Raw genomic sequence first — 19682 nt, forward strand, 5'->3', positions numbered from 1 at the left:
GAGCGCCTTGAGGATCTCGCTGGTCACCGCGGTGGTCACGGTGATGTCCGTCCAGCCCACGTCGGCGAAGCGCACGGTGCCGCAGGCCGCCGGCTCGGCGGCCTGGCCGACGAGCGGGGTCAGGAGCACTGCACCCAGGAGCCAACGTGAAAAACCTTTCATGGACATATCCCCTTGCGTTTGCCGGGGTGTCCTCTGGCCAGCCCCGCGTGTATTTATCTGTAACCTATCCCCCCTGGCTCGCCTACCGCCTGCGTCGCTACCAGAGTGCGCAGCGTCGTAACCAGAAGCGGGAATGTCGTATCCAGCTTGAACGCCGCGAACCCTGGCTCCGCGCATCGGCGGCGGTGGTCGGTTTCCCCGATTCGCGGCTGCCGGATGGCTGACCGCGCCGGCTCCGCGACTCGCGACGGAGCGGCGCCGGCTGTCCTGGTCAATTGGCCAGGCTGGCCTTGACCGCGACGTTGCCCGGGGCGCCGCTGCGGGTGGTGACGCCCTTGAGCCAGGCTTCCAGCTGATCGGGATTCTGCTTGAGCCAGTTGCGTACCGCTCGGCGCGGATTCTCCTGCTCGTTGGCCACCCGATCCATGAGGATGTTTTCCATGGCCGGGGTGAAGACCAGGTTGGACAGCAGCCGGCCCACGTTGGCGCATTGCTGGGCATAGCCCTTGCGGACCACGGTGTAGACCGTGGCAGCACCCTGGTTGGGGCCGAAGTAGTCGTCGCCGCCATCGAGATAGGCCAGCTTGTGGCGGATGTTCATCGGGTGCGGTTCCCAGGCGAGAAAGACGATCCACGGATTTTTCAGCAATTCCTTCATCCGCACCTGGGTCAGCATGCCCTGTTCGCTGGATTCGTCGAGCTTGAAGCCACCCAGGCCGAAGGCATTGGTGGCGATCATCTTCTGGACCAGGCCGTTGCCGTCATTGCCCTTCTCGATGCCGTAGATCGTGTGGTCGAAGCGGTCGCCGAAGCGGGCGATGTCGGCGAACGTCTTCACGCCGGCATCGTAGGCGGCCTGGGGCACGGCCAGGGTGTAGCGGGCGCCTTCGAGATTGCTGCGCAGCCGCTCGACGCTGCCGTTGTCGACGAAGGGCTGGCTGACCTTTACCTGGGCCGGCATCCAATTGCCGAGGAAGACATCGGCATCGTTCTTGGCCAGGGCGGTGTAGCTGTTCGGCAAGGATTGGCGAACGATCTCGGTATCGTAACCAAGGGCGCCGAGCAGGTAGCGGGCCATCGCGTTGGTAATCACGAGGTCGCTCCAGCCCACGTCGGCGAAGCGTACGTCGTGACAGCTTTCGGGCTCGGCGGCCTGGGCGGTGGCGCACAGCAGCAGGCCGGATAGCAGCAGGCAACGAGAGATCTTCATCCTGGACTCCTTGGATCGAAAAGGTCGGGAAGGACCGGGGTTGCATGGACCGCGCCGCCTGGCTCCGCTGATTACGGCTTTGCGCCGCAAGCGAGCAGAAGGGCGACGGACGGTCGCCAGTCCTGACCTAGAACCGTGCCTCCTGAGTCGGGTTGCTACATTTTGGCGCGTGCCGGTTACGTTCTGGTGTTACCGCAGCGGCCAATGTGGCGAGAGGCCACCACGCGATGGGTCGGTCTCGGATTCGTTTGGTCGCAAACAAATCCCTATTCAATCAAGGGCATTTCGCCCTGCGCCGCGGGTTGTCCGCCGCAGACACTCTGCGACGTGTGAGGTTCGCTCGATGTCGGCATGGGATTTGCGACATGACTTATGCGTCCGCGACACCTTGCCCATTGGCAAGCCGTCAGACGGACCCCAAAAGAGCCCGGAGAAAGGGCCTCAGCCTGCGTGAAGGAGAGTCCTAACCATGTCGCCCATTCCGTCCCCGTCACAGCCCCGTGCCATCCAGTCCATCGGCTTCCTGCTGCTGGACAATTTCACGCTGATTTCCCTGGCCTCGGTCGTGGAGCCGCTACGGATGGCCAACCAGCTGTCGGGGCGCGAGCTCTATCGCTGGTGCACCTTGAGCCTGGACGGTCGTCCGGTACGGGCGAGCGATGGCTTGCAGATCACCCCGGACAGCGCGGTGAGCGCCGCCCCGGTGATGGACATGGTGATCGTCTGCGGTGGCGTGGGTATCCAGCGCAGCGTCTCGCGCGAGCATTGCACCTGGCTGCAGAGCCAGGCGCGCCAGGGGCGCAAGCTGGGTGCGGTGTGCACCGGCAGCTGGGCCCTGGCCCGTGCCGGCCTGCTCGATGGCTACGACTGCAGCGTGCACTGGGAGACCCTGGCGGCCCTGCAGGAGGCCTATCCGCGGGTGGTGCTCAGCACCCGTCTGTTCACCATCGACCGCAACCGCTGCACCGCGTCGGGTGGTACCGCGCCGATGGACATGATGCTGCACCTGATCGGCCGCGAGCACGGTCGCGAGCTGTCGGCGGCCATCTCGGAAATGTTCATCTACGAACGCATCCGCAATGAGCAGGATCATCAGCGCGTGCCGCTCAAGCACATGCTGGGCACCAACCAGCCCAAGCTGCAGGAGATCGTGGCGCTGATGGAGGCCAATCTCGAAGAGCCCATCGACCTCGACGAACTGGCGGTGTACGTGGACGTCTCCCGGCGCCAGCTGGAGCGGCTGTTCCAGAAGTACCTGCACTGCTCGCCGTCGCGCTACTACCTCAAGCTGCGCCTGATCCGCGCGCGTCAGCTGCTCAAGCAGACCACCCTGTCGATCATCGAGGTCGCCTCGGTGTGTGGCTTCGTCTCCACGCCGCACTTTTCCAAGTGCTACCGCGAATACTTCGGCATCCCGCCGCGTGACGAGCGCCAGGGCCCGACCATCCAGCAGCCCATCGCGTTGATGCCGCTGTCCCAGGAACTGTCGCTGATGCCGGCGTCCTCGGCCCTCGCGGCCCTGAGCCAGGCCCAGGGCGAGTCCACCTTCGCCAGCGTACGGCTGTAGGTCGCCTCAGCGACCGCTGGGTAGGCTGAGCAGCAATGCCGCCGTCTGCAGGTCCGGCTGGCCGTCGAAGCGGCCCGGCCGGTACTTCATCTGGAAGGCACCGATGACGTCGCGGGTGGCCGAATCGAGCACGCCGTTGCGCGGGACCGCATAACCGATCCGTGCCAACTGATCCTGGAACCAGACCGGCGGCGGCAGCACGCCGCCCAGGCTGGCCTGGCGCTGGGCGACCACCGCCGGGTCGGGCCAGTTGATCAGCCCGGCTGCAGCCAGGCGGGGCCAGGGGAACAGCGGGCCGGGGTCCTGCTTGCGGCCCGGGGCGATGTCGCTGTGCCCGACGATGGCGCGGCGATCCAGGCCGTGCCGTTGTTCGATGTCCTTGAGCAGCGGGATCAGGGCCTGAATCTGGGCTTCGCTGAAGGGATACCACTGGCGTCCGGCCGGGGTGTCACGAAAGCCCAGGTTGACCATCTCGATGCCGATGGAGCTGGAGTTGAGCCAGGTACGACCTTCCCATTCGCTGACGCCGGCATGCCAGGCGCGGCGGTTCTCATCCACCAGGCGGTAGACGGTGCCGTCGGTATCGATCAGGTAGTGGGCGCTGACCCCGGCCTGGGTCAGCAGCTTGAGCGACTGCTGGGAGTTGGCTGCCGTGTAGTGCAGCACGATGTATTGCACCCGGCTGTCCTGGTCGCGGGAGGTGTAGTCGTCGTTGATGCGCGGCCCGTTGGCACAGCCGGCCAGGAGCAGACCGCAGAGCAGCCAGGAAAGGGGCTTGAACAGGTTGCGCACGGTTACCTCGCGAGGGTGGGAAGGGTCAGGCCACTTCCAGGCGATCGCGTCCGGCGCGCTTGGCGCGGTAGAGCGCCTGGTCGGCACGCTCGAATACGGTATCGGCATCTTCGCCCGGCGCAAAGGCCGCAAGACCAGCGGACAGGGTGACCACCACGCGTTCGCCCTTGAAATGGAAAGGGCAGGCGGCCACGGCGGCGCGCAGTTGCTCGATCAGGGTAACCGCACCGGCGACCGGGGTAGCGCCCAGCAGCACGACGAATTCCTCGCCACCGAAGCGGGCGATGAAGTCGGTCTTGCGCAGGCGGCGCTGCAATTCGTTGGCGATGATCTTGAGCACCTTGTCGCCCGCCAGATGCCCATAGCCGTCGTTGATGCGCTTGAACAGGTCCACGTCGAGCACCGCCAGCAGCAGGTCGCCGCCATGGCGTTGCCAGCGCGCCACCTCGAGGTCCAGGCGTTCGCTCCAGGCCGCGCGATTGGGCAGGCCGGTCAGGGGGTCGCACAGGGCCTTTTGCCGCTGTTCCTCCAGGTGGCCGCGATACTGCTGGGCCTCGCGCTCCATTCCGGCCACCCGCGCGGTGAGGGTACTCAGCTGCTGGCTGGCTTCCTGCTCGCGGTGCTCGCGCTGGGCTTGCTGCTCGGCGAGGCTGGTCAGCAGGCCTTCCAGGCGGCTGTCCAGCGACAGCTTGAGGCTGTCCAGGTCGGTGGCCTCCTGCACTTCGCTCTGTAGCTCGTTGACCTGACCACGCAGGGCAGCGCCGAAGGCGCGCTCCTGGGTCTGGCCGTCCTGGCGATGGACGTGGACGTCTTCCAGGCCGGCCTGGAAGGTGGCCAGCCGCTCGTTGAGCTGGCGCAGGTAGAGCTGGAATTCGCTCTGGCCGGAATGATTCAGCGCCAGGACCAACACCGACAGGTCGTCGAGCACCGGTACCAGTTCGTACCAGTTGAGGCTGCCCTGGATGCGTTGCCGTAGGATCTCGGCCTGGGGCTTGTGACTGTCGGGCAAGGCCAGGTCGTCGAGCAGCCGCAGCAGGGTGGCTTCCAGGTGCGGGGCGATGGCGCTGTAGCCGGGCTCGGGGACCGGTGGCAGGGCGTAGGCCGGATCGGCGGTCTCTGCTGGCGCGGACTCCGCGGTGCGCGGCGTGGCCTCGACGGGAAGTGGTGCGTCGTCCACCGCTGTCTGGACTGGCGTATCCACCGGCGGTGCGCTGGCCACGGTCGGCGTCGCCAGCTCGATGGTGGCTTCGGGACCGGCTTCGCCGCGCTCGCCGAACAGGCGTTGCAGCAGACCGGGGCGGGCAGGTTGCTCGGGTTGCAGGTGGGTCAGGGCCTGTTGCTGCAGGCGGCTGAATTCACCCAGCAGGGCAGGCAACTCGCCGGGCTGGCCGGCGGCAGCCTGGGCGCGCTTGGCGAAGCCCTTGAGGGCCTTGCGCAGCTCCCGGGGCAATTCCAGGTTCAGCAGCAGGCGGCAGAGTTCGGCGAAGGCCTCGGCGACCTGGCGTGTGCGCAGTTCCCGGCGCTGCTCGGAGTCGAGCACCGTGCGCTCCAGACGCGGGATGAGCTTGGCGAGGTCGGCGTCGCTGTCGTCGCGCCTGAGGATGTCGCGCAATTCGACCAGGCAGGCGTCCACCGCCACGTCGTTGCCTTCGGCGGCCAGGCTGCTGCGCACGAGACCGCGGCGCACCAGGTCCAGGCGGTTTTCCCACCGGCTTTCCAGGCGCTCCAGGTTTTCGAGGCTTTCCAGGTATTTGCTTTTCCAGCGTTCGACGTCCGCGCGCTCCATCCGCCCGCTCCAAAGGCTTGAGGGTGGCCAGCAGGCGGGCACGACGGGGCGGCCAGCCGACTTGGTTAGTGGCTAGGGTATCGGCCAGTACGGGGAAAGTTTGAGCAGGACGACCGGAGGACGCTTGAGAGGGACGAGCTGGGGAAACGCCGCCGCAGGACGCGGCGGCGGCAGGGTCTTACTTGGCGGCGCGTTCTTTTTGGATCAGGAAGTCGGCGACCTTCAGGGTCTCGTCCGGACCACCCGAGGAGCCCAGGTCGAAGCGGTACTTGCCGTTGACCACCATGGTCGGTACGCCGGTGATCTGGTAGGCCATGGCCAGTTTCTTGTCCTTTTCCACCTGGCCCTTCACGGCGAAGGAATTGTAGGTGCTGAGGAACTTGTCGCGATCCACGCCCTGGGTAGCGAGGAAGTCGGCCATTTCCTCGGGGGTGGCCAGCTTCTTGTGTTCCTTGTGGATGGCGGCGAAGACGGCGTCGTGCACCTTGGCTTCCACGCCCATGGCCTCCAGGGTCACGAACAGCTGGCCGTGAACGTTCCAGATACCACCGAACATGGCCGGCACGCGCTTGAAGGCGACGTCGGCGGGCAGCTGCTTGGCCCAGGCGTTGAGGGTGGGTTCGAAGGCGTAGCAGTGGGGGCAGCCGTACCAGAACAGCTCAACCACTTCGATCTTGCCGGGCTCGGACACCGGAACCGGACTGCTCAGTTCGGTGTACTGCTTGCCGGCCTGGATGTCGTCGGCATGGGCGGCCGCGCCGAACAGGCTGGCGGCGGCGAACACGGCAGAGAAAAGCAGGTTGCGCATGGGGCTACTCCTGGAGGATGACACGCCCATCAACCGGGCGTTACGGACTGCGGGCATTGTAGCCGGGTGCAGGGCTGCGCCTAGTCGGCAGGTCGTCGTACGCCGGCCATGTTCAGGCTTCGTTCAGGTTGCCGGCGGCGCGGCCCTGGCCCGGCGCATCCGATATACTGCTGGCTTTGCCGCGCGGTCGCGAGTACGCCCATGTCCAGCTTCAAGAATCCCATCGTCGGTCTGTGCCAGCAGGCGTCCTTCCTCATCAGCGCTGCCAAGGTCGAGCAGTGCCCGGCCGACAGTGGCCGCGAGGTGGCCTTCGCCGGGCGCTCCAACGCCGGCAAGTCCAGTGCCCTCAATACCCTGACCCATGCCAGTCTGGCGCGGACGTCGAAGACGCCCGGCCGCACCCAGTTGCTCAACTTCTTTTCTCTCGACGAAGAGCGGCGCCTGGTGGACCTGCCCGGCTACGGCTACGCCAAGGTGCCGATCCCGCTCAAGCAGCACTGGCAGGAGCACCTGGAGGCCTATCTGAGCAGCCGCCATTCGCTCAGCGGCGTGGTGCTGATGATGGACATTCGTCATCCGCTGACCGAATTCGACCGCCTGATGCTGGACTGGGCCCAGGCCAGCTCCATGCCGCTGCACATCCTGTTGACCAAGGCCGACAAGCTGGCCTTCGGCGCCCAGAAGAACGCCCTGCTCAAGGTGCAGCGCGAGGTGCGCCAGGGCTGGGGCGATACCGCCAGCATCCAGCTGTTCTCGGCGCCCAAGCGCCAGGGGGTGGAAGATGCCCTGCGGGTGCTGGCCGGTTGGCTGGGCCTCGACGAGCCCGCTGCCGAGGCATAAAAAAACTCCGGACTTCCATCGGGGGAGGGGAGAAGTCCGGAGTTCAAGACTGGACCGCAATAAGGGCGGTCCAGCATCTGCCAACACTAAACAGCAAAGGAGCAGAACGGCTATCCGAACCGTTCAGCTGTTCAGACGGGACACTGTGAAAAAGGTTCGCCCCGGCCACGAAAAATCGGACTGAAGTCCGGGGCCGCTCAGCGCCCGCTGGCCAGCCCCAGTCCCTCGTCGGCGCCCAGGTGTACGTTCATGCACTGCACCGCCGCGCCGGCCGCGCCCTTGCCCAGGTTGTCCAGGCGCGCCACCAGCGTCAGACGCTCGGCATTGCCGAAGACGAAAAGGTCGGCGCGGTTGGTGTCGTTGCATGCCTGGACGTCGAAGAAGCCGTTGTCCAACTCCTCCTCGGCAGCCACCGGTGCCACGCGAATGAAGGCTTCTCCGTCGTAGTGACGGGCCAGGGCCGCCTGCAGGTCGGCCGCAGTGATGCCCGGGCGCAGCTGGCTGGCGTGCAGCGGGATGGTCACCGCCAGACCCTTGAGGAAGGGGCCGACGATGGGGCTGAACACCGGCGCCGCGGCCAGACCGCTCTGCACGCGCATTTCCGGCAGGTGCTTGTGGCCCTGGCCCATGGCGTAGGGCCGCGGACTCTGCAGGCGAGCGTCGCCACCGGCTTCGTAGGCAGCGATCATCTGCTTGCCGCCACCGCTGTAGCCGGTGAGGGAGAAGGCCGAGAGCGGCGTTTCCGGGGCCAGCAGGCCGGCGTCCACCAGCGGGCGGGCCAGCAGGATGAAGGCGGTGGCGTGGCAACCGGGGTTGGCGATGCGCTTGCTGGCGCGCAGCGCCTCGCGCTGACCTGGAGCCAGCTCGGGCAGGCCGTAGGTCCAGCCGCTATCGGTACGGAAGGCGGTGCTGGCGTCGATGATGCAGGTGTTCGGATTGGTGACCAGGCCGACCGCTTCCCGGGAGGCCGCGTCGGGCAGGCAGAGGAAGGCCACGTCGGCAGCGTTGAGGAAGCGCGCGCGCTCGGCCGGGTCCTTGCGCTTGCTCTCGTCGATGCGCAGCAGCTCGATGTCCGGGCGGCCGGTCAGGTAGTCCAGCAGGCGCAGGCCGGTGGTACCTTCCTGGCCGTCGACGAAAACTTTGAAGCTCATGGCGGTGCCTCTCGCGGATGGCGCTGAAAGCCTCGATTGTAGCGATTCGAGCGGGCCAGGGGTACGTCGGGCGAGGATACAGTTGTCCATCGGCGGACCGGTGCAGAGTGGCCGGATAGAGAGGTCTTCGGGATGCGAATGGGTACAGATAGATTCTTTATCGAATTGTACAGGTACAGTTATTCCTGGCTGTAAGTGGCCTGTTTTTCGCGCAACGCCGAAGCTGGTCTCTCCTCCCTCGCGGCCTTGGAGATCGCCATGGACAGCCTGCCACTCCCTGCTTCATCCGCCCGTTCGCCTGGACGTCGCTACGGCCTGCGCCCCCTGCTGGCGTTGCTCGCTACCTGGCAACGCCGCTGCGCCACGCGTCGGCAGTTGCAGCGATTGGATGGTCGGGCCCTGGCCGATCTGGGGCTGAACCTGGCGGATCAGTACCATGAAGGAGGCAAGCCCTTCTGGCGCGAATGAAATTGCGCGGCGCATGAGACTTCCCGGCGTCGGCGGAAGTCTCAGTCAGGCACATCCAGACGGGAGCCCCCCATGAAAAGCCTGCACCTGGGCGCCGCCACGGCGCTGTTCTGCCTGTCCACCGCCGCTTCGGCATCGAGTTTCTACGTCACCACGGACATCATCGTCGACGCCATCGACGCGACGTCCGACGCCACCTCGGCCATCACGGGTTCGTTCAAGAACGACAAGGTGGTCCTGGCCGCCCGCGACGATGCGGCCAGTTTCGTCGGTAGCGCCGGTGATATCCGCGGCGTACGGCTGGAAGCGGCCCTGGGCCATCTGCGCAGCCAGGCGCCGGAATTGCGCCAGGCCAGCGATGCACAGTTGGCCCAGGCGATCCTCGCCATCTGAATCGCAACACCGCGAAATACCCCCCTGCAGCGCGTGCCGGCTAGCCCGGAGCGGGGGGCTGCGTTAGCCTTGGCGACCATCTGCCACCGGAGGGTCGCCATCCATGTGTTTCCGCCGTTCTGCCGGGCTGCTGCTCGGTCTCTGCCTCGCCACGCCGGTCCTGGCGTTCGACTCCACCACCGAGGGTCTGGTGAAGACCATCTATGGCACCAGCCAGATCACCACCGCGCCTTTCCAGAACAAGCTGGTCCTGGCTGCGCGTGACGATGCCGCGGCCTTCGTCGCCACCGACGGTGCCCTGCGCGGCGCGCAACTGGAAGAGACCCTGCGGGCGCTGCGAGCTGCCGATCCGGCGCTCAAGGCCAGTGATCGGGAACTCGCCGAGGCCATTCTGAGTCAGTAGTCCGTTTCAATTCCGTGACATCCCTGGAGTAACCATGCGCCGTTCCCTGCTTATCGCCGCCGCCCTGACCCTCGGCGTTTCCAGCCTGGCTCAGGCCCAGACCCTGGTGGCCACCAGTAACATCGTGGTGCGGGCGCTGCAGCGCAGCATCGACTTCACTTCCGATACCACCACCTCCATCCGCGACGCCAAGATGATCCAGGCTGCCCGCGGCGATGCCGCCAGCTTCGTCGCCAGCAACGGCGACATCCGCGGTGTGCAACTGGAAGAAGCCTTCCGCAGCCTGCGCGACCAGCTCCCGGCGGCACGCGAAGCCAACGATCTGCAGCTGGCCCAGGCCATCTTGGCACTGTGAGGAACCGCGCCGGCCGGCTGCGGCAGTGGCTGGCTGGCCTCGCGGCCGGCCTGGCCCTCGGCGGGGCCCAGGCCGCCCTGCACCTCGAACTCGATACCCAGGGCCTGACGCCCGCGCAGATCCAGGCGACCCAGCAGCTGCTGGCTGAAGCCCAGGCCCTGCTACCGCCCACATTCAAGGCGGCGCTGGACGAGCGCATCCCGGTGCGCTGGAGCAGCGACTTGCTGGAAGAGGCCTACGGCGAGGCGGACCGGCGCAACCTGCTGCTCAATCGCCGCCTGCTGCCGAGCCTGGTGGACGGCAGTGACACCCGCATCCAGACCGGTCGCCCCCACGGCACCCAGCACCGCGAGCTGCTGGCCACGGTGCTCCACGAACTGACCCACTTCTACGATCGCGAGCAGGTCTGGACGCCCGCGCAGCGCCAGCTGATCCTCTCCTGTGGCGGCCTGGGACTGAATTCCGACCAGTTGCCGCTGAAATGCCAGGGCCAGGCCGGGCGCAGCTATACCCTGTCCGACGATCCCCGCCTGCTGGACCTGGCCGGTTGGCAGGTGAAGACCCGCAAGCACGGCAATCGCGAGTCGAAGAATCTCTTCATCGCGCGCAGCCCGGATCTCTATGAAGTCACCAACCCGAAGGAATTCGTGGCGGTGAACATGGAGTACTTCCTGCTCGATCCGAGCTACGCCTGCCGCCGGCCGGCGCTGCAGCGTTACTTCGCCGAGCACTTCGGCTGGTCGCCGCCGCACGACGCCTGTCCGGGCCGCTATCCCTATCTCAACGCCGGCAACGACTTCGGCGAGGCGCCCCTGGGCTGGCTCGATCCGGCGCGGGTCTATGCGGTGGACTACCTGCTGGCCGAGGGCAATGAAAAGGTCATGAGTCGCTGGGGCCACAGCATGCTGCGGCTGGTGGTCTGCGCCCCCGGGCGGCCGCTCGGCCCGGACTGCCGGCTGGACCTGCAGTATCACCTGGTGCTGTCGTTCCGCGCCTTCGTCAATGACGTCCAGCTCTCCAGCTGGCGTGGCCTGACCGGCTCCTATCCCTCGCGGCTGTTCGTGCTGCCGCTGGCCCAGGTGGTGGACGAATACACCAAGGTGGAGCTACGGGGGCTGCAATCCGTACCGCTCAAGCTGACCCGTCCGGAAATCGCCGACTTCCTCGAGCGGACCGCCCAGGTGCACTGGAGCTACGACGGTCATTACTACTTCATCACCAACAACTGCGCGGTGGAGACCTTCAAGCTGCTGCACGACGGGGTGCCGCGGCTGGCCCAGGCCGAGCTCGACGTCATCACCCCGACCGGGCTGATGGATGCGCTGCGGATCAAGGGGCTGGTGGATACCTCGGTGCTGGACGATCCACGCGAGGCGCTGCGCCTGGGCTATCGCTTCGACAGCTTCCGCGAGCGCTTCCAGGCCATGTTCAAGGTGGCCAAGGAGCGCCTGAGCCTGCCCCAGGCCGATGTCGAGGCCTGGCTGGCGCTGACCCCGCAGCAGCGCCGCGCCGAATTCCAGCGCGCCGATCTGCGGGCCAGCGCGGCCCTGCTGCTGCTGGAGCAGGCGGCCTATCGCCGGGCGCTGCTGCAGGCCCAGACCGAGCTGAAGGATCGCTACCTGGGCCAGGACGCCGCGGACAAGGCGCGCTTCGGCAAGGCCGGCGGTGCCCTGGAGCAGATCCTCAAGGACAGCGGCTACCTCAGCCGCCCGGCCGAACTGCTCGGCACCGACGGCTACGGCTTGCCGCAACCCGGCGAGTGGGACCAACTGACCGCCGAGAGCCAGAAGCGCCAGGCCCATCTGCGCAGCCTCCGGGATACCCTCAACGACGAGGTGCGCCAGCTGCTCTCGCCGGAGACTCGCAGCGGGCTGGATCTCACCGAGGCCAACCTCGACCTGCTGGGCAAGCACCTGCGCGAACTGAACAAGGCCAGCGGCGGCCTGGAGCTGAAGTAGGGAGGGGCCGAGCAAGTAATGCCGATCAGTCAAGCCTTCCTGGCGGATCGTGTGCTAAAGGATGGAGCTTGGACCTGGTGTTAGGCGTGCTGTCGCGGCCATGGCGGTCCGCCGTAGCGACCGCTCCTACAGGAAGAGGCACGCCGGTTTAACGTGATCTTGCCGTGGCTGATGAAACTGAACGCCTGCTCGAATAGCCCCCTCTCCCCTCGGGAGAGGGTTGGGGTGAGGGCCTCCTCGCCACGAAGTCTCCAGTGGAAAAGGCTACGCCGTTTTCCACGCTACGTGAGGTATCCCCACAGCGATAAGACAGTTGTTCCTACCGGGGATGATGCCTTTGTAGGAGCGGCACCTGGCCGCGATAAAGCGGGAGCGGTAGAGATCCTGCTGGCGGCCCATGCAACAGCCTGGCATTTGCCCACTGCCGATCAGTTACAAAAAACGCCGCGTTCTGGCGAGGAGAACGCGGCGTTTTTGTGATCGTCAGGGTAGCTGGGAGCGCAGTGTGGACTGCGATCAATGCTCAACGGACCGGCATTAGCCGAGCGGGTACTCTCCCCTTGCCAGAAAGCGCCGACGTCCTCAGCGACGCCTGCTAGCGCTTCGGCGGCTTGCCCTGGGGCTTGGCCGGAGCCGGCGGTTGCGGACGCTCCAGCAGTGCCAGCAGCCGCTCCGGCGGCACCTCCTGGCCATTGAGGGTCAGGCGGCCGGCGGCGTAGGCCAGGCTGGCCACCAGGTCATCGCCCTCGGCCTTGAGCAGGCCGCTGTTCAGTCCGATGCTGGCCAGGGCTTCGGCGGTGGCCTGGGCCTGTTGGCGTAGCGCGGGCTGGTCGCGCGGGGCGCCGGTCTGGAACAGGACCCCGTCCACCAGGCTGCCGCGGGCCAGCGAGAGACGGGCGTCGAGGCGAGTCAGCAACTGGGCGATCAGCTGCTCCGGCGGCAGGTCGTAGGTCGTTGGCTTGTCCAGCGTCAGGTCCAGTCGCAGCTGGTTGCTGCCGCCTGCCGTGTCGAAGCGCAACTCGTCCACCACCAGTTGTGGACGGGCAGCGAGCACGTCGTTCAGTTGCTGTTGCAGGGTGGCCTGGGTGGTGGGATCGAGGCCTTCCTCGGCGTCCAGCTGCAGATGCTGGAGCAGGGTGTTCAACTGGGCCAGGGCGGGGCTGTCGAGATTGGTGTAGTGACTCTTCAGGGTCGCCTTGCCCAGGGTCTGGCCGGCGATGTCGAGGCGCCCGAGGCTGGCGTTAAGCGTGCCGGACAGCCGTTGTCCCTGCTGCTGGGTGTCGCCCTGCAGGTTCAGGTCCAGCAACTGCATCTCGGGCTTGCCCGGCATGGACACCGACACCCGCGCCAGGCGCAGCTGGCCCGGGCCAAGCCAGAAGCCATCGGCGTTGCGGCGGTTGTCGCCGGTCAGGCCGAAGCCCTCCATTTCCAGCTTGGCCCAGCCCTCGGGGGTGCGGACGTTGACGCTGAATTGCCCCGCCGTGCCCTCCAGGCGCAGCTGGCGGGCGTCCAGGTCGGTACGGAAGCTGGCGTTCATCCCGGAGAAGGCCACGGCGCCCTGGGGCTGGTCCAGGTGTAGCGGGGCGATCATCAACTGGCCGTCGACGCTGCGGTCATAGCCCAGGGTGGCGTCGAGACGGATGGGCTCGGTGCCCTTGGTCAGGCCGAGCAGGGCGGCCGCGGTGGCCGTATCGGCCAGGGTGAAGCTGTTGACCGCCATCACTGGAGTCAACTGGAGGGACTTCAGCCGTGCCAGCGGGAAGGGGCCGTGCTGGATACTGTCTTGTACCCGCAGCATTTCCACCGGGGGACGCCCCTCGGGTTGCAGGGTCAGGCTGAACACGGCCGTGCTGCTGAACAGCCCGCGCTGGAAGTCGGCCAGCTGGAGTTGCAACGGATACTCCGGCATCTCGGCCTGTAGCGCCGCCTGGGCCTGACTGGCGGCCTGGCGCAATTCGGCTTCGAGGCGCCCACCGGTGTACCAGGCGCCGCCGACACCGATGCCGACGGCCACCAGGGCCAGTCCGGCCAGGGTGGTGAGGAGGGGTTTCTTCATAGGTGACAAGTCCCTTTGTGAGCGTGGCGCGGAGGCAATCTGCGGCGAGTCGGAAGCGGAGTGTACGAGAGCGCCTGGCGGATGCCGAGGGGCAAGCCGGGTCGTTCGCGCGGAGGGCGGTGGACTGTGATCGCTTTCCAGCGATTGGCGTGCCGAGTCGACGGCCGATTCGGTGGGTGCTAGCGTGCCGCGATTCCCCCTGCCGGAGCCTGCTGCATGACCGTCCTCGTTTCCTCGATTGCCAGACCTTCGTATTCGTTGCCGGGGGTATCGGCATGAGCAGCCAGCGTCCGGTCGACGGCCTGCAACTCCCCGCCGAACTCCTGGCCCGTGCCGAGGCGCTGCTGGCCCAGGGTGGCCGGCGCCTGCTGGGTATCGCCGGCACGCCCGGCGCCGGCAAGTCGACGGTGGCCGAGCTGCTGGCGGCGGCTTTGGGCGAGCGCGCCGTGGTGGTGCCCATGGACGGCTATCACCTGGCCAACCGCGAACTGGCGCGCCTGGGCCGTGCCCAGCGCAAGGGCGCTCCGGACACCTTCGATGCCCGCGGCTATCGTGCCCTGCTGCAGCGGCTGAAGACGCCAGTGGCAGGCGAGACCGTCTATGCGCCGCTGTTCAATCGCGAGATCGAGGAGCCCATCGCCAACGCCATCCCGGTCCACGCCGAGACCCGGCTGGTGATCAGCGAGGGCAACTACCTGCTGCTGACCCAGGCGCCCTGGAGCGACGTGGCGGAAGTGTTTGACGAGTGCTGGTACGTGCGTGTCGACCCCGAGGAGCGTCGCGCACGCCTGGTCGCCCGGCACATGCACTTCGGCCGCAGCCGCGCGGAGGCCGAGGCCTGGATGGCGAGCACCGACGAGCCCAATGCGCGGCTGATCGACGGCGACCGGGCGCGGGCGGATCTGGTGGTGGAGTGGCGGGATAATGGGTAGGTAGAGAGACAGGAGTGTTTGCTGCCTTTGCGGCAGTGAACTCTTGCCCGGCGGGCTATACCAAAACCGGGTGTTTCTAAGCTGCCTATGCGGCATTGAACAACTCCGTGACCTACCTGCGGCGTCACCTGCATTTCTAAGCTGCCTATCCGGCAGTGAACGCCACCGATGACGAAGCCGGATCGGAAGATCATTTCTAAGCTGCCTATACGGCAGTGAACTTCTTAAAGCCGGTACCGGCGATTTCCTTCTCTTTCTAAGCTGCCTGTACGGCAGTGAACTTGGGCTTCCTGCTGCTCGGCCTGGGCGTGGCTTTCTAAGCTGCCTGTACGGCAGTGAACATCGAGATGCTACTGGCCGGCGCCTCGCCGCATTTCTAAGCTGCCTGTACGGCAGTGAACTAGAGTATTTACTACGTAACGGCCTGATATAGCGAAGATTAACGGCTTTTTACTCTCGAAACCCTTTTTTCACGGCCCTCTTCAAGTCATTGATTTTTATGGTTGTAAGGTGGACGCCAAAAAAGAGGGTAAGCATGCAAGGCCGTTTACCAAGACAGGACGGACGTCAGCCTGCAGCCAGCCATCTCAGAATCCGCCGCCTGCATCCAGCCACCTCTGCTCTTCCGGCGTATTGACTCGGCCTAGCGCCTGGTTGCGATGCGGGAAGCGTCCGAAGCGGACGATCACGTCCAGATGCGCCTGGGCGTAGCTGCGGTAGTGCTCGATGCCCAGAGCTTCGAACAATTCGAGCGCGCGGTGCTGGTCGGCCAGGGCTTCGGAGTGCTCGAACGGCAGATAGAAGAAGGCGCGTAGCTCAGGCTCGACCTGCTGGTCCAGGCCGGCATCGATCGCCTGCCGGGCGTGATGCAGGGCCAGGGCGTCGGTGGCGAAGGCGTGGCCACTGTGGCGGAAGATATTGCGTGGGATCTGGTCGAGCAGCAGGCAGAGGGCCAGGGCGCCTTCGGCCTTGTCGGCCCAGCTATCGAATTCGCGGCGACTCGCGGCGAAATGCGCCGCCTCGAAGCGCGTGCGGCACTCGGTATCGAACTCAGCGCCGCCGCTGAACCATTTGCGTCTACCGGCCGAGCGCCAGAAGGCTACGACTTCCTGGGGTTGCATGCTGTCTTCCTCAGTCGTGCGGGTTGCCTGAGTGGTTGTTCCAATCGACGTAGCTTATAACGACTGCTTGGTGCGGCGAGACAGGCGGCTATCCCATACACGGCCGCGTAAGCAGGACGACCTCTTCGTCGAGGACCGGATAGCCTTGAAGGCCAGGCTCGAAGAGTGGAGATAGACCGTATGACCAGGTTCCTGGATGACCTCATGGAAAGCCTTACCCAAATGGACGAGATCGTCCGGGGTGAGCGGCAACCTTCCCGTGAATTCCACGTCGATGCCTTGCAGATCAAGGAGATCCGCAAGAGTACAGGACTGAGCCAGGCGCAGTTCGCCAGGAAGCTCAATATCGACGTCGGTACGTTGCGTGACTGGGAGCAAAGCCGGCGCGAACCCACCGGCCCGGCGAAGGCCCTGTTGGTGGCGCTCAGGAACGATCCCGTGCATGTGCTGGCGGCGCTGGAGGCTTAGCCGTCTTGGGGGCTGGTTTCTAAGCTACCTACACGGCAGTGAACGCCCTAGGTAGGCTCGCCCATCATCACGTCCATTTCTAAGCTGCCTACACGGCAGTGAACCTGACCACAAAGCCAACCCAGCCTATGGCTGATTTCTAAGCTGCCTACACGGCAGTGAATGAAGCCGACCCGGACGCTGTCGGCATTGCCCATTTCTGAGCTGCCTACACGGCAGCTTAGAAATGCAAGCCAGCCAAGGCCCCCTGCTCGCGCGAATTCACTGCCGCATAGGCAGCTTAGAAATACCCTTCGCCATCCTGGCTCGCCCCGCCTTCGTTCACTGCCGTATAGGCAGTGAACCCTACTGCTAGCCGCAGCGCATCGCCGTCGTCTTTCTAAACTGCCTACTCGGCAGTGAACGCATTCAGCTCATCCCCGGCCTGCACACCCTGTTTCTAAGCTGCCTACTCGGCAGTGAACGCAACGGCAATGGCCCGGAGTCATCGGGTGATTTTCTAAGCTGCCTACTCGGCAGTGAACGATCTTGTGCGGCGCCTGCATCCCGTCGACCATTTCTAAGCTGCCTACTCGGCAGTGAACACGCGGGGATCTGCTGGACCTCATCGCTACGTTTTCTAAGCTGCCTACTCGGCAGTTCGAATAGTCCGCTTGCGAGTCGTCGTCTCGACCGATTTTCCTATAGCCATCGGTCCGCGGGCGTTCCACGTGAAACCTACCCCCTTCCCACATAGGGCATCTTGGTCGCCATCACCGTCAGGGTCTGGACGTTGGCGTCCAGCGGCAGGCTGGCCATGAAGCGGACGGCATCGGCGACGTGCTTGACGTCCATGCGTGGCTCCACGGCGGTGCTGCCATCGGCCTGGAGCACGCCGCTCGCCATGCGCTCGGTCATCTCGGTGGCGGCGTTGCCGATGTCGATCTGGCCGCAGGCGATGTCGAAGGCGCGGCCGTCCAGGGCCAGGGCCTTGGTCAGGCCGGCGACGGCGTGCTTGGTGGCGGTGTAGGGCGCGCTGAAGGGCCTGGGGGTGTGGGCGGAGATGGAGCCGTTGTTGATGATGCGACCGCCGCGGGGCGACTGCTCGCGCATCAGGGCGAAGGCGGCGCGGCTGCAGAGGAAGACGCCGGTGAGGTTGGTATTGACCGCCCGGTGCCAGGCGTCCAGCTCCAGTTCGTCGATGGGCACCGCCGGGGCACCGACGCCGGCGTTGTTGAACAGCAGGTCGAGGCGGCCGTAGGTATCGCGGATGCGGGCAAAGAGGGTTTCCACGCTGTTGGCGTCGGTGACGTCGCAGGGCACCGCCAGGGCTTCGTCGCCCTGGTGGCGAGCTTCTTCCGCCAGGGCTTCCAGCGGCTCGGCACGACGGGCGGCGAGGACCACGCGGAAGCCGTCCGCGAGCAGGCCAAGGGCGACGGCGCGGCCGATGCCCTGGGAGGCACCGGTGACGAGGGCGATGGGACGGGCGGTGGTCATGGCGGTCCTTGGGCTGGGGTAGGGAGCTTCCAAGGCTAGCAGGGGATGAGGAGAAGTGGGCGGCCCTCATCCTGACCCTCTCCCTGAGGGAGAGGCGATGGTTCGCCGGGTTCACCGCAGCGCGAAGTCGCTCGCCACCAGGATCGCCTGGCCGGACGGCCGCGCGCGCAACTGGTCGAGATAGGCGGCGAGACGCGGCCAGTCGGCCAGCCAATCCGGCTCCGGCAGGCACTCCAGGTAGTCCAGCATGGGTGCCAGCAGCGCGTCGGGTAGGCCGACGTCCGAGCCGCAGAGAAAGGTCTTGTCGCCCAACTGGCGGTCGAGCACCGCCAGGGTCGCGCTGACCTGGGCGCTGGCGTGCTCCTGTTCTTCCCGCGTGCGGAAGGGGTCGGGGCGAGGCCCGGCGACGCGCAGCAGATAGCGCCGGACCAGGCGGGTATCCACGGTGGTGAGCAAGGCGCTGACCCAGGTGTCCTGCTCCGGATCGGCACGGATCTCGAGCGTCGGCCGCAACTGGCGGTCGAGGTGACGGCAGATGGCGAGGGTCTCGAAGATCCGGTGCTCGCCGTCCAGCAGCACTGGCACCTGGCCGAAGGGGTGCAGCGCCAGATGGGCCTCGCTGCGCCAGGCGATCATTCGGCCGGCGGGAGCGAGACCGCAAGGCAAATCCAGGCCTCGTTCCAGGGCGTAGAGACGCACGCTACGGACCAGGGTGCTGAAGGCGGGACCGAAGAGATAGGGCGTCATGGTTCAGACTCCTTGCCAAGAAGCCCGCATGCTGGCAAAGGGGACCTTATGTTCAAGAACATAATCTGGAGCACCCATGGCCTGGCCCCTTGATCAGCGCGAGCAGACCCGCCAGCGCATCCTCGACAGCGCCGCTCGCCTGTTCGCCTTGAAGGGCTTCGACGCGGTAGGCCTCGACGAGCTGATGGCCGACGCCGGTCTCACCCGCGGCGCCTTCTATCATCACTTCCGCACCAAGACCGAGGTCTACGACCAGGCCATCGCCCATGCCGCGCGGATCGGCGGTGTTCGGCTCGACAGCCTCGGCGACGAAGGCCTCGGCCAGCTGGTGAAGCACTACCTGAGTCGCGAGCACGCCGCGGGCGAAACGCTGCGTTGTCCGCTGGCCTTTCTGGCGGCGGACGTCACCCACCGCGAGGCCGCCATTCGCAGCAGCTACACCCGCTTCTTCGAACGCTTCGTGCAGCGTCTCGCCCGAGATCTGCCCGGGCCGCCGGCGCAACGCCGTAGTCGCGCCCTGCAACTGGCCACCACCCTGATCGGCGGGGTCGCCCTGGCGCGGGCGCTGGATGACGAACGCCTCGCCGACGAGTTGCTGGCGGCCTGTCTCCAGAGCGGTCAGGCACTGCTGGAGAAGGGGGAGGATTTGGCAGCCTCGACCGGCTAGGCGACACTGGTGCCCACACCTCTCAGCGGAGTCACCCATGCAGATTCGCCCCTTCGCAGCCGCCGATTTCGACCAGGTCTGGCCGCTGATCCAGCAGGTCGCCCAGGCGCGGGAGACCTATGCCTACGATCCGCACCTGACTCGCGATGACGCCTGGCGTCTCTGGGTCGAACTGCCCCGGGCGACCTTCGTCGCCGAGCGCGAGGGCCAGATCCTCGGCAGCTACTACCTCAAGGCCAACGCCCTGGGCCCGGGTGACCATGTCTGCAACTGCGGCTACATGGTCGCCCCCGCCGCCCGCGGCCAGGGCGTGGCCAGCGCC

20 protein-coding genes and 1 pseudogene are annotated in these 19682 nt (G+C 66.2%); 11 read left to right on the top strand and 10 right to left on the bottom strand.

The window, feature by feature from the left end; all coding sequences use genetic code 11:
* Together RND78_RS26425 and choX are read right to left on the bottom strand one after the other, a co-directional pair.
* A pseudogene (locus RND78_RS26425) lies at positions 1-162 on the bottom strand (glycine/betaine ABC transporter substrate-binding protein); the annotation flags it as partial.
* A gap of 271 nt (positions 163-433) precedes the next feature.
* The gene (choX, locus tag RND78_RS26430; protein ID WP_312733053.1) at positions 434-1372 is read right to left on the bottom strand and encodes a choline ABC transporter substrate-binding protein; all 939 of its coding nucleotides are present in this window, start codon (positions 1370-1372) and stop codon (positions 434-436) included.
* Positions 1373-1841: 469 nt separating this feature from the next.
* Here choX and RND78_RS26435 point away from each other — a divergent pair, with 469 nt between their 5' ends.
* Positions 1842-2939 carry a GlxA family transcriptional regulator gene (locus tag RND78_RS26435; RefSeq protein WP_059230335.1) on the top strand — a complete coding sequence of 366 codons (1098 nt, stop codon included), beginning with the start codon at positions 1842-1844 and terminating at the stop codon, positions 2937-2939.
* A gap of 6 nt (positions 2940-2945) precedes the next feature.
* Here the strand turns inward: RND78_RS26435 and RND78_RS26440 are convergent, their stop codons facing one another.
* The 3 genes from RND78_RS26440 to RND78_RS26450 all read right to left on the bottom strand — a co-directional run bounded on the left by RND78_RS26440 (position 2946) and on the right by RND78_RS26450 (position 6325).
* The gene (locus RND78_RS26440) at positions 2946-3731 is read right to left on the bottom strand and encodes an N-acetylmuramoyl-L-alanine amidase (RefSeq protein ID WP_312733057.1); all 786 of its coding nucleotides are present in this window, start codon (positions 3729-3731) and stop codon (positions 2946-2948) included.
* Between the two features lie 25 nt (positions 3732-3756).
* Positions 3757-5517, bottom strand: coding sequence for a diguanylate cyclase (locus RND78_RS26445; RefSeq protein ID WP_312733059.1), 1761 nt, complete (start codon positions 5515-5517; stop codon positions 3757-3759).
* A gap of 178 nt (positions 5518-5695) precedes the next feature.
* On the bottom strand, positions 5696-6325 hold the full coding sequence (locus RND78_RS26450; RefSeq protein ID WP_312733061.1) for a thiol:disulfide interchange protein DsbA/DsbL: 630 nt from the start codon (positions 6323-6325) through the stop codon (positions 5696-5698).
* 201 nt (positions 6326-6526) lie between these two features.
* On the opposite strand from RND78_RS26450, the gene yihA reads away from it, so the two are divergent.
* Complete coding sequence (gene yihA, locus RND78_RS26455) at positions 6527-7165, top strand: ribosome biogenesis GTP-binding protein YihA/YsxC (RefSeq protein ID WP_312733063.1); 639 nt, start codon at positions 6527-6529, stop codon at positions 7163-7165.
* A 197-nt stretch (positions 7166-7362) separates the two neighbouring features.
* On the opposite strand, the gene argC is transcribed toward yihA, so the two are convergent.
* Positions 7363-8316 (bottom strand): N-acetyl-gamma-glutamyl-phosphate reductase, encoded by a 954-nt coding sequence (argC, locus tag RND78_RS26460; protein WP_312733065.1) that lies wholly within the window; start codon positions 8314-8316, stop codon positions 7363-7365.
* Between the two features lie 258 nt (positions 8317-8574).
* Between argC and RND78_RS26465 the strand changes: the two genes are divergently transcribed.
* From RND78_RS26465 to RND78_RS26485, 5 genes are all read left to right on the top strand, one after another.
* The gene (locus tag RND78_RS26465; RefSeq protein ID WP_312733067.1) at positions 8575-8784 is read left to right on the top strand and encodes a DUF1127 domain-containing protein; all 210 of its coding nucleotides are present in this window, start codon (positions 8575-8577) and stop codon (positions 8782-8784) included.
* Between the two features lie 72 nt (positions 8785-8856).
* Positions 8857-9177, top strand: a complete 321-nt coding sequence (locus tag RND78_RS26470; RefSeq protein ID WP_312733069.1) for a DUF2388 domain-containing protein — start codon at positions 8857-8859, stop codon at positions 9175-9177.
* 103 nt (positions 9178-9280) lie between these two features.
* Positions 9281-9580: a DUF2388 domain-containing protein gene (locus RND78_RS26475; RefSeq protein WP_059230343.1), complete on the top strand. Its 300-nt coding sequence runs from the start codon at positions 9281-9283 to the stop codon at positions 9578-9580.
* 34 nt (positions 9581-9614) lie between these two features.
* Positions 9615-9935, top strand: coding sequence for a DUF2388 domain-containing protein (locus RND78_RS26480; RefSeq protein ID WP_058763100.1), 321 nt, complete (start codon positions 9615-9617; stop codon positions 9933-9935).
* Positions 9932-11893, top strand: a complete 1962-nt coding sequence (locus tag RND78_RS26485) for a DUF4105 domain-containing protein (RefSeq protein WP_409457138.1) — start codon at positions 9932-9934, stop codon at positions 11891-11893. Before RND78_RS26480 ends, RND78_RS26485 begins: the two co-directional genes overlap by 4 nt.
* Positions 11894-12488: 595 nt before the next feature.
* On the opposite strand, the gene RND78_RS26490 is transcribed toward RND78_RS26485, so the two are convergent.
* Entirely contained in the window at positions 12489-13949 is a 1461-nt protein-coding gene (locus tag RND78_RS26490) for a YdgA family protein (protein ID WP_312733073.1), read from the bottom strand.
* A gap of 275 nt (positions 13950-14224) precedes the next feature.
* Here RND78_RS26490 and RND78_RS26495 point away from each other — a divergent pair, with 275 nt between their 5' ends.
* Positions 14225-14881, top strand: a complete 657-nt coding sequence (locus RND78_RS26495) for a nucleoside/nucleotide kinase family protein (RefSeq protein ID WP_312733074.1) — start codon at positions 14225-14227, stop codon at positions 14879-14881.
* Positions 14882-15468: 587 nt separating this feature from the next.
* Here the strand turns inward: RND78_RS26495 and RND78_RS26500 are convergent.
* Positions 15469-16002, bottom strand: a complete 534-nt coding sequence (locus RND78_RS26500; RefSeq protein WP_312733075.1) for a DUF924 family protein — start codon at positions 16000-16002, stop codon at positions 15469-15471.
* A 180-nt stretch (positions 16003-16182) separates the two neighbouring features.
* Here RND78_RS26500 and RND78_RS26505 point away from each other — a divergent pair, with 180 nt between their 5' ends.
* Positions 16183-16470, top strand: a complete 288-nt coding sequence (locus RND78_RS26505) for a helix-turn-helix domain-containing protein (RefSeq protein ID WP_312733077.1) — start codon at positions 16183-16185, stop codon at positions 16468-16470.
* Positions 16471-17187: 717 nt separating this feature from the next.
* Here the strand turns inward: RND78_RS26505 and RND78_RS26510 are convergent.
* Together RND78_RS26510 and RND78_RS26515 are read right to left on the bottom strand one after the other, a co-directional pair.
* Positions 17188-17946 (bottom strand): SDR family oxidoreductase, encoded by a 759-nt coding sequence (locus RND78_RS26510; RefSeq protein ID WP_312733079.1) that lies wholly within the window; start codon positions 17944-17946, stop codon positions 17188-17190.
* Between the two features lie 111 nt (positions 17947-18057).
* Complete coding sequence (locus RND78_RS26515) at positions 18058-18693, bottom strand: glutathione S-transferase family protein (protein WP_312733081.1); 636 nt, start codon at positions 18691-18693, stop codon at positions 18058-18060.
* A gap of 76 nt (positions 18694-18769) precedes the next feature.
* Between RND78_RS26515 and RND78_RS26520 the strand changes: the two genes are divergently transcribed.
* Both RND78_RS26520 and RND78_RS26525 read left to right on the top strand, forming a co-directional pair.
* Positions 18770-19360 (top strand): TetR family transcriptional regulator, encoded by a 591-nt coding sequence (locus RND78_RS26520; RefSeq protein ID WP_312733082.1) that lies wholly within the window; start codon positions 18770-18772, stop codon positions 19358-19360.
* Between the two features lie 37 nt (positions 19361-19397).
* Positions 19398-19682 (top strand): GNAT family N-acetyltransferase (locus RND78_RS26525; RefSeq protein ID WP_312733083.1); only part of this gene is annotated, 285 nt, incomplete at its 3' end.

The organism is Pseudomonas oryzihabitans (genome assembly GCF_032027545.1).
Classification (GTDB): domain Bacteria; phylum Pseudomonadota; class Gammaproteobacteria; order Pseudomonadales; family Pseudomonadaceae; genus Chryseomonas; species Chryseomonas oryzihabitans_F.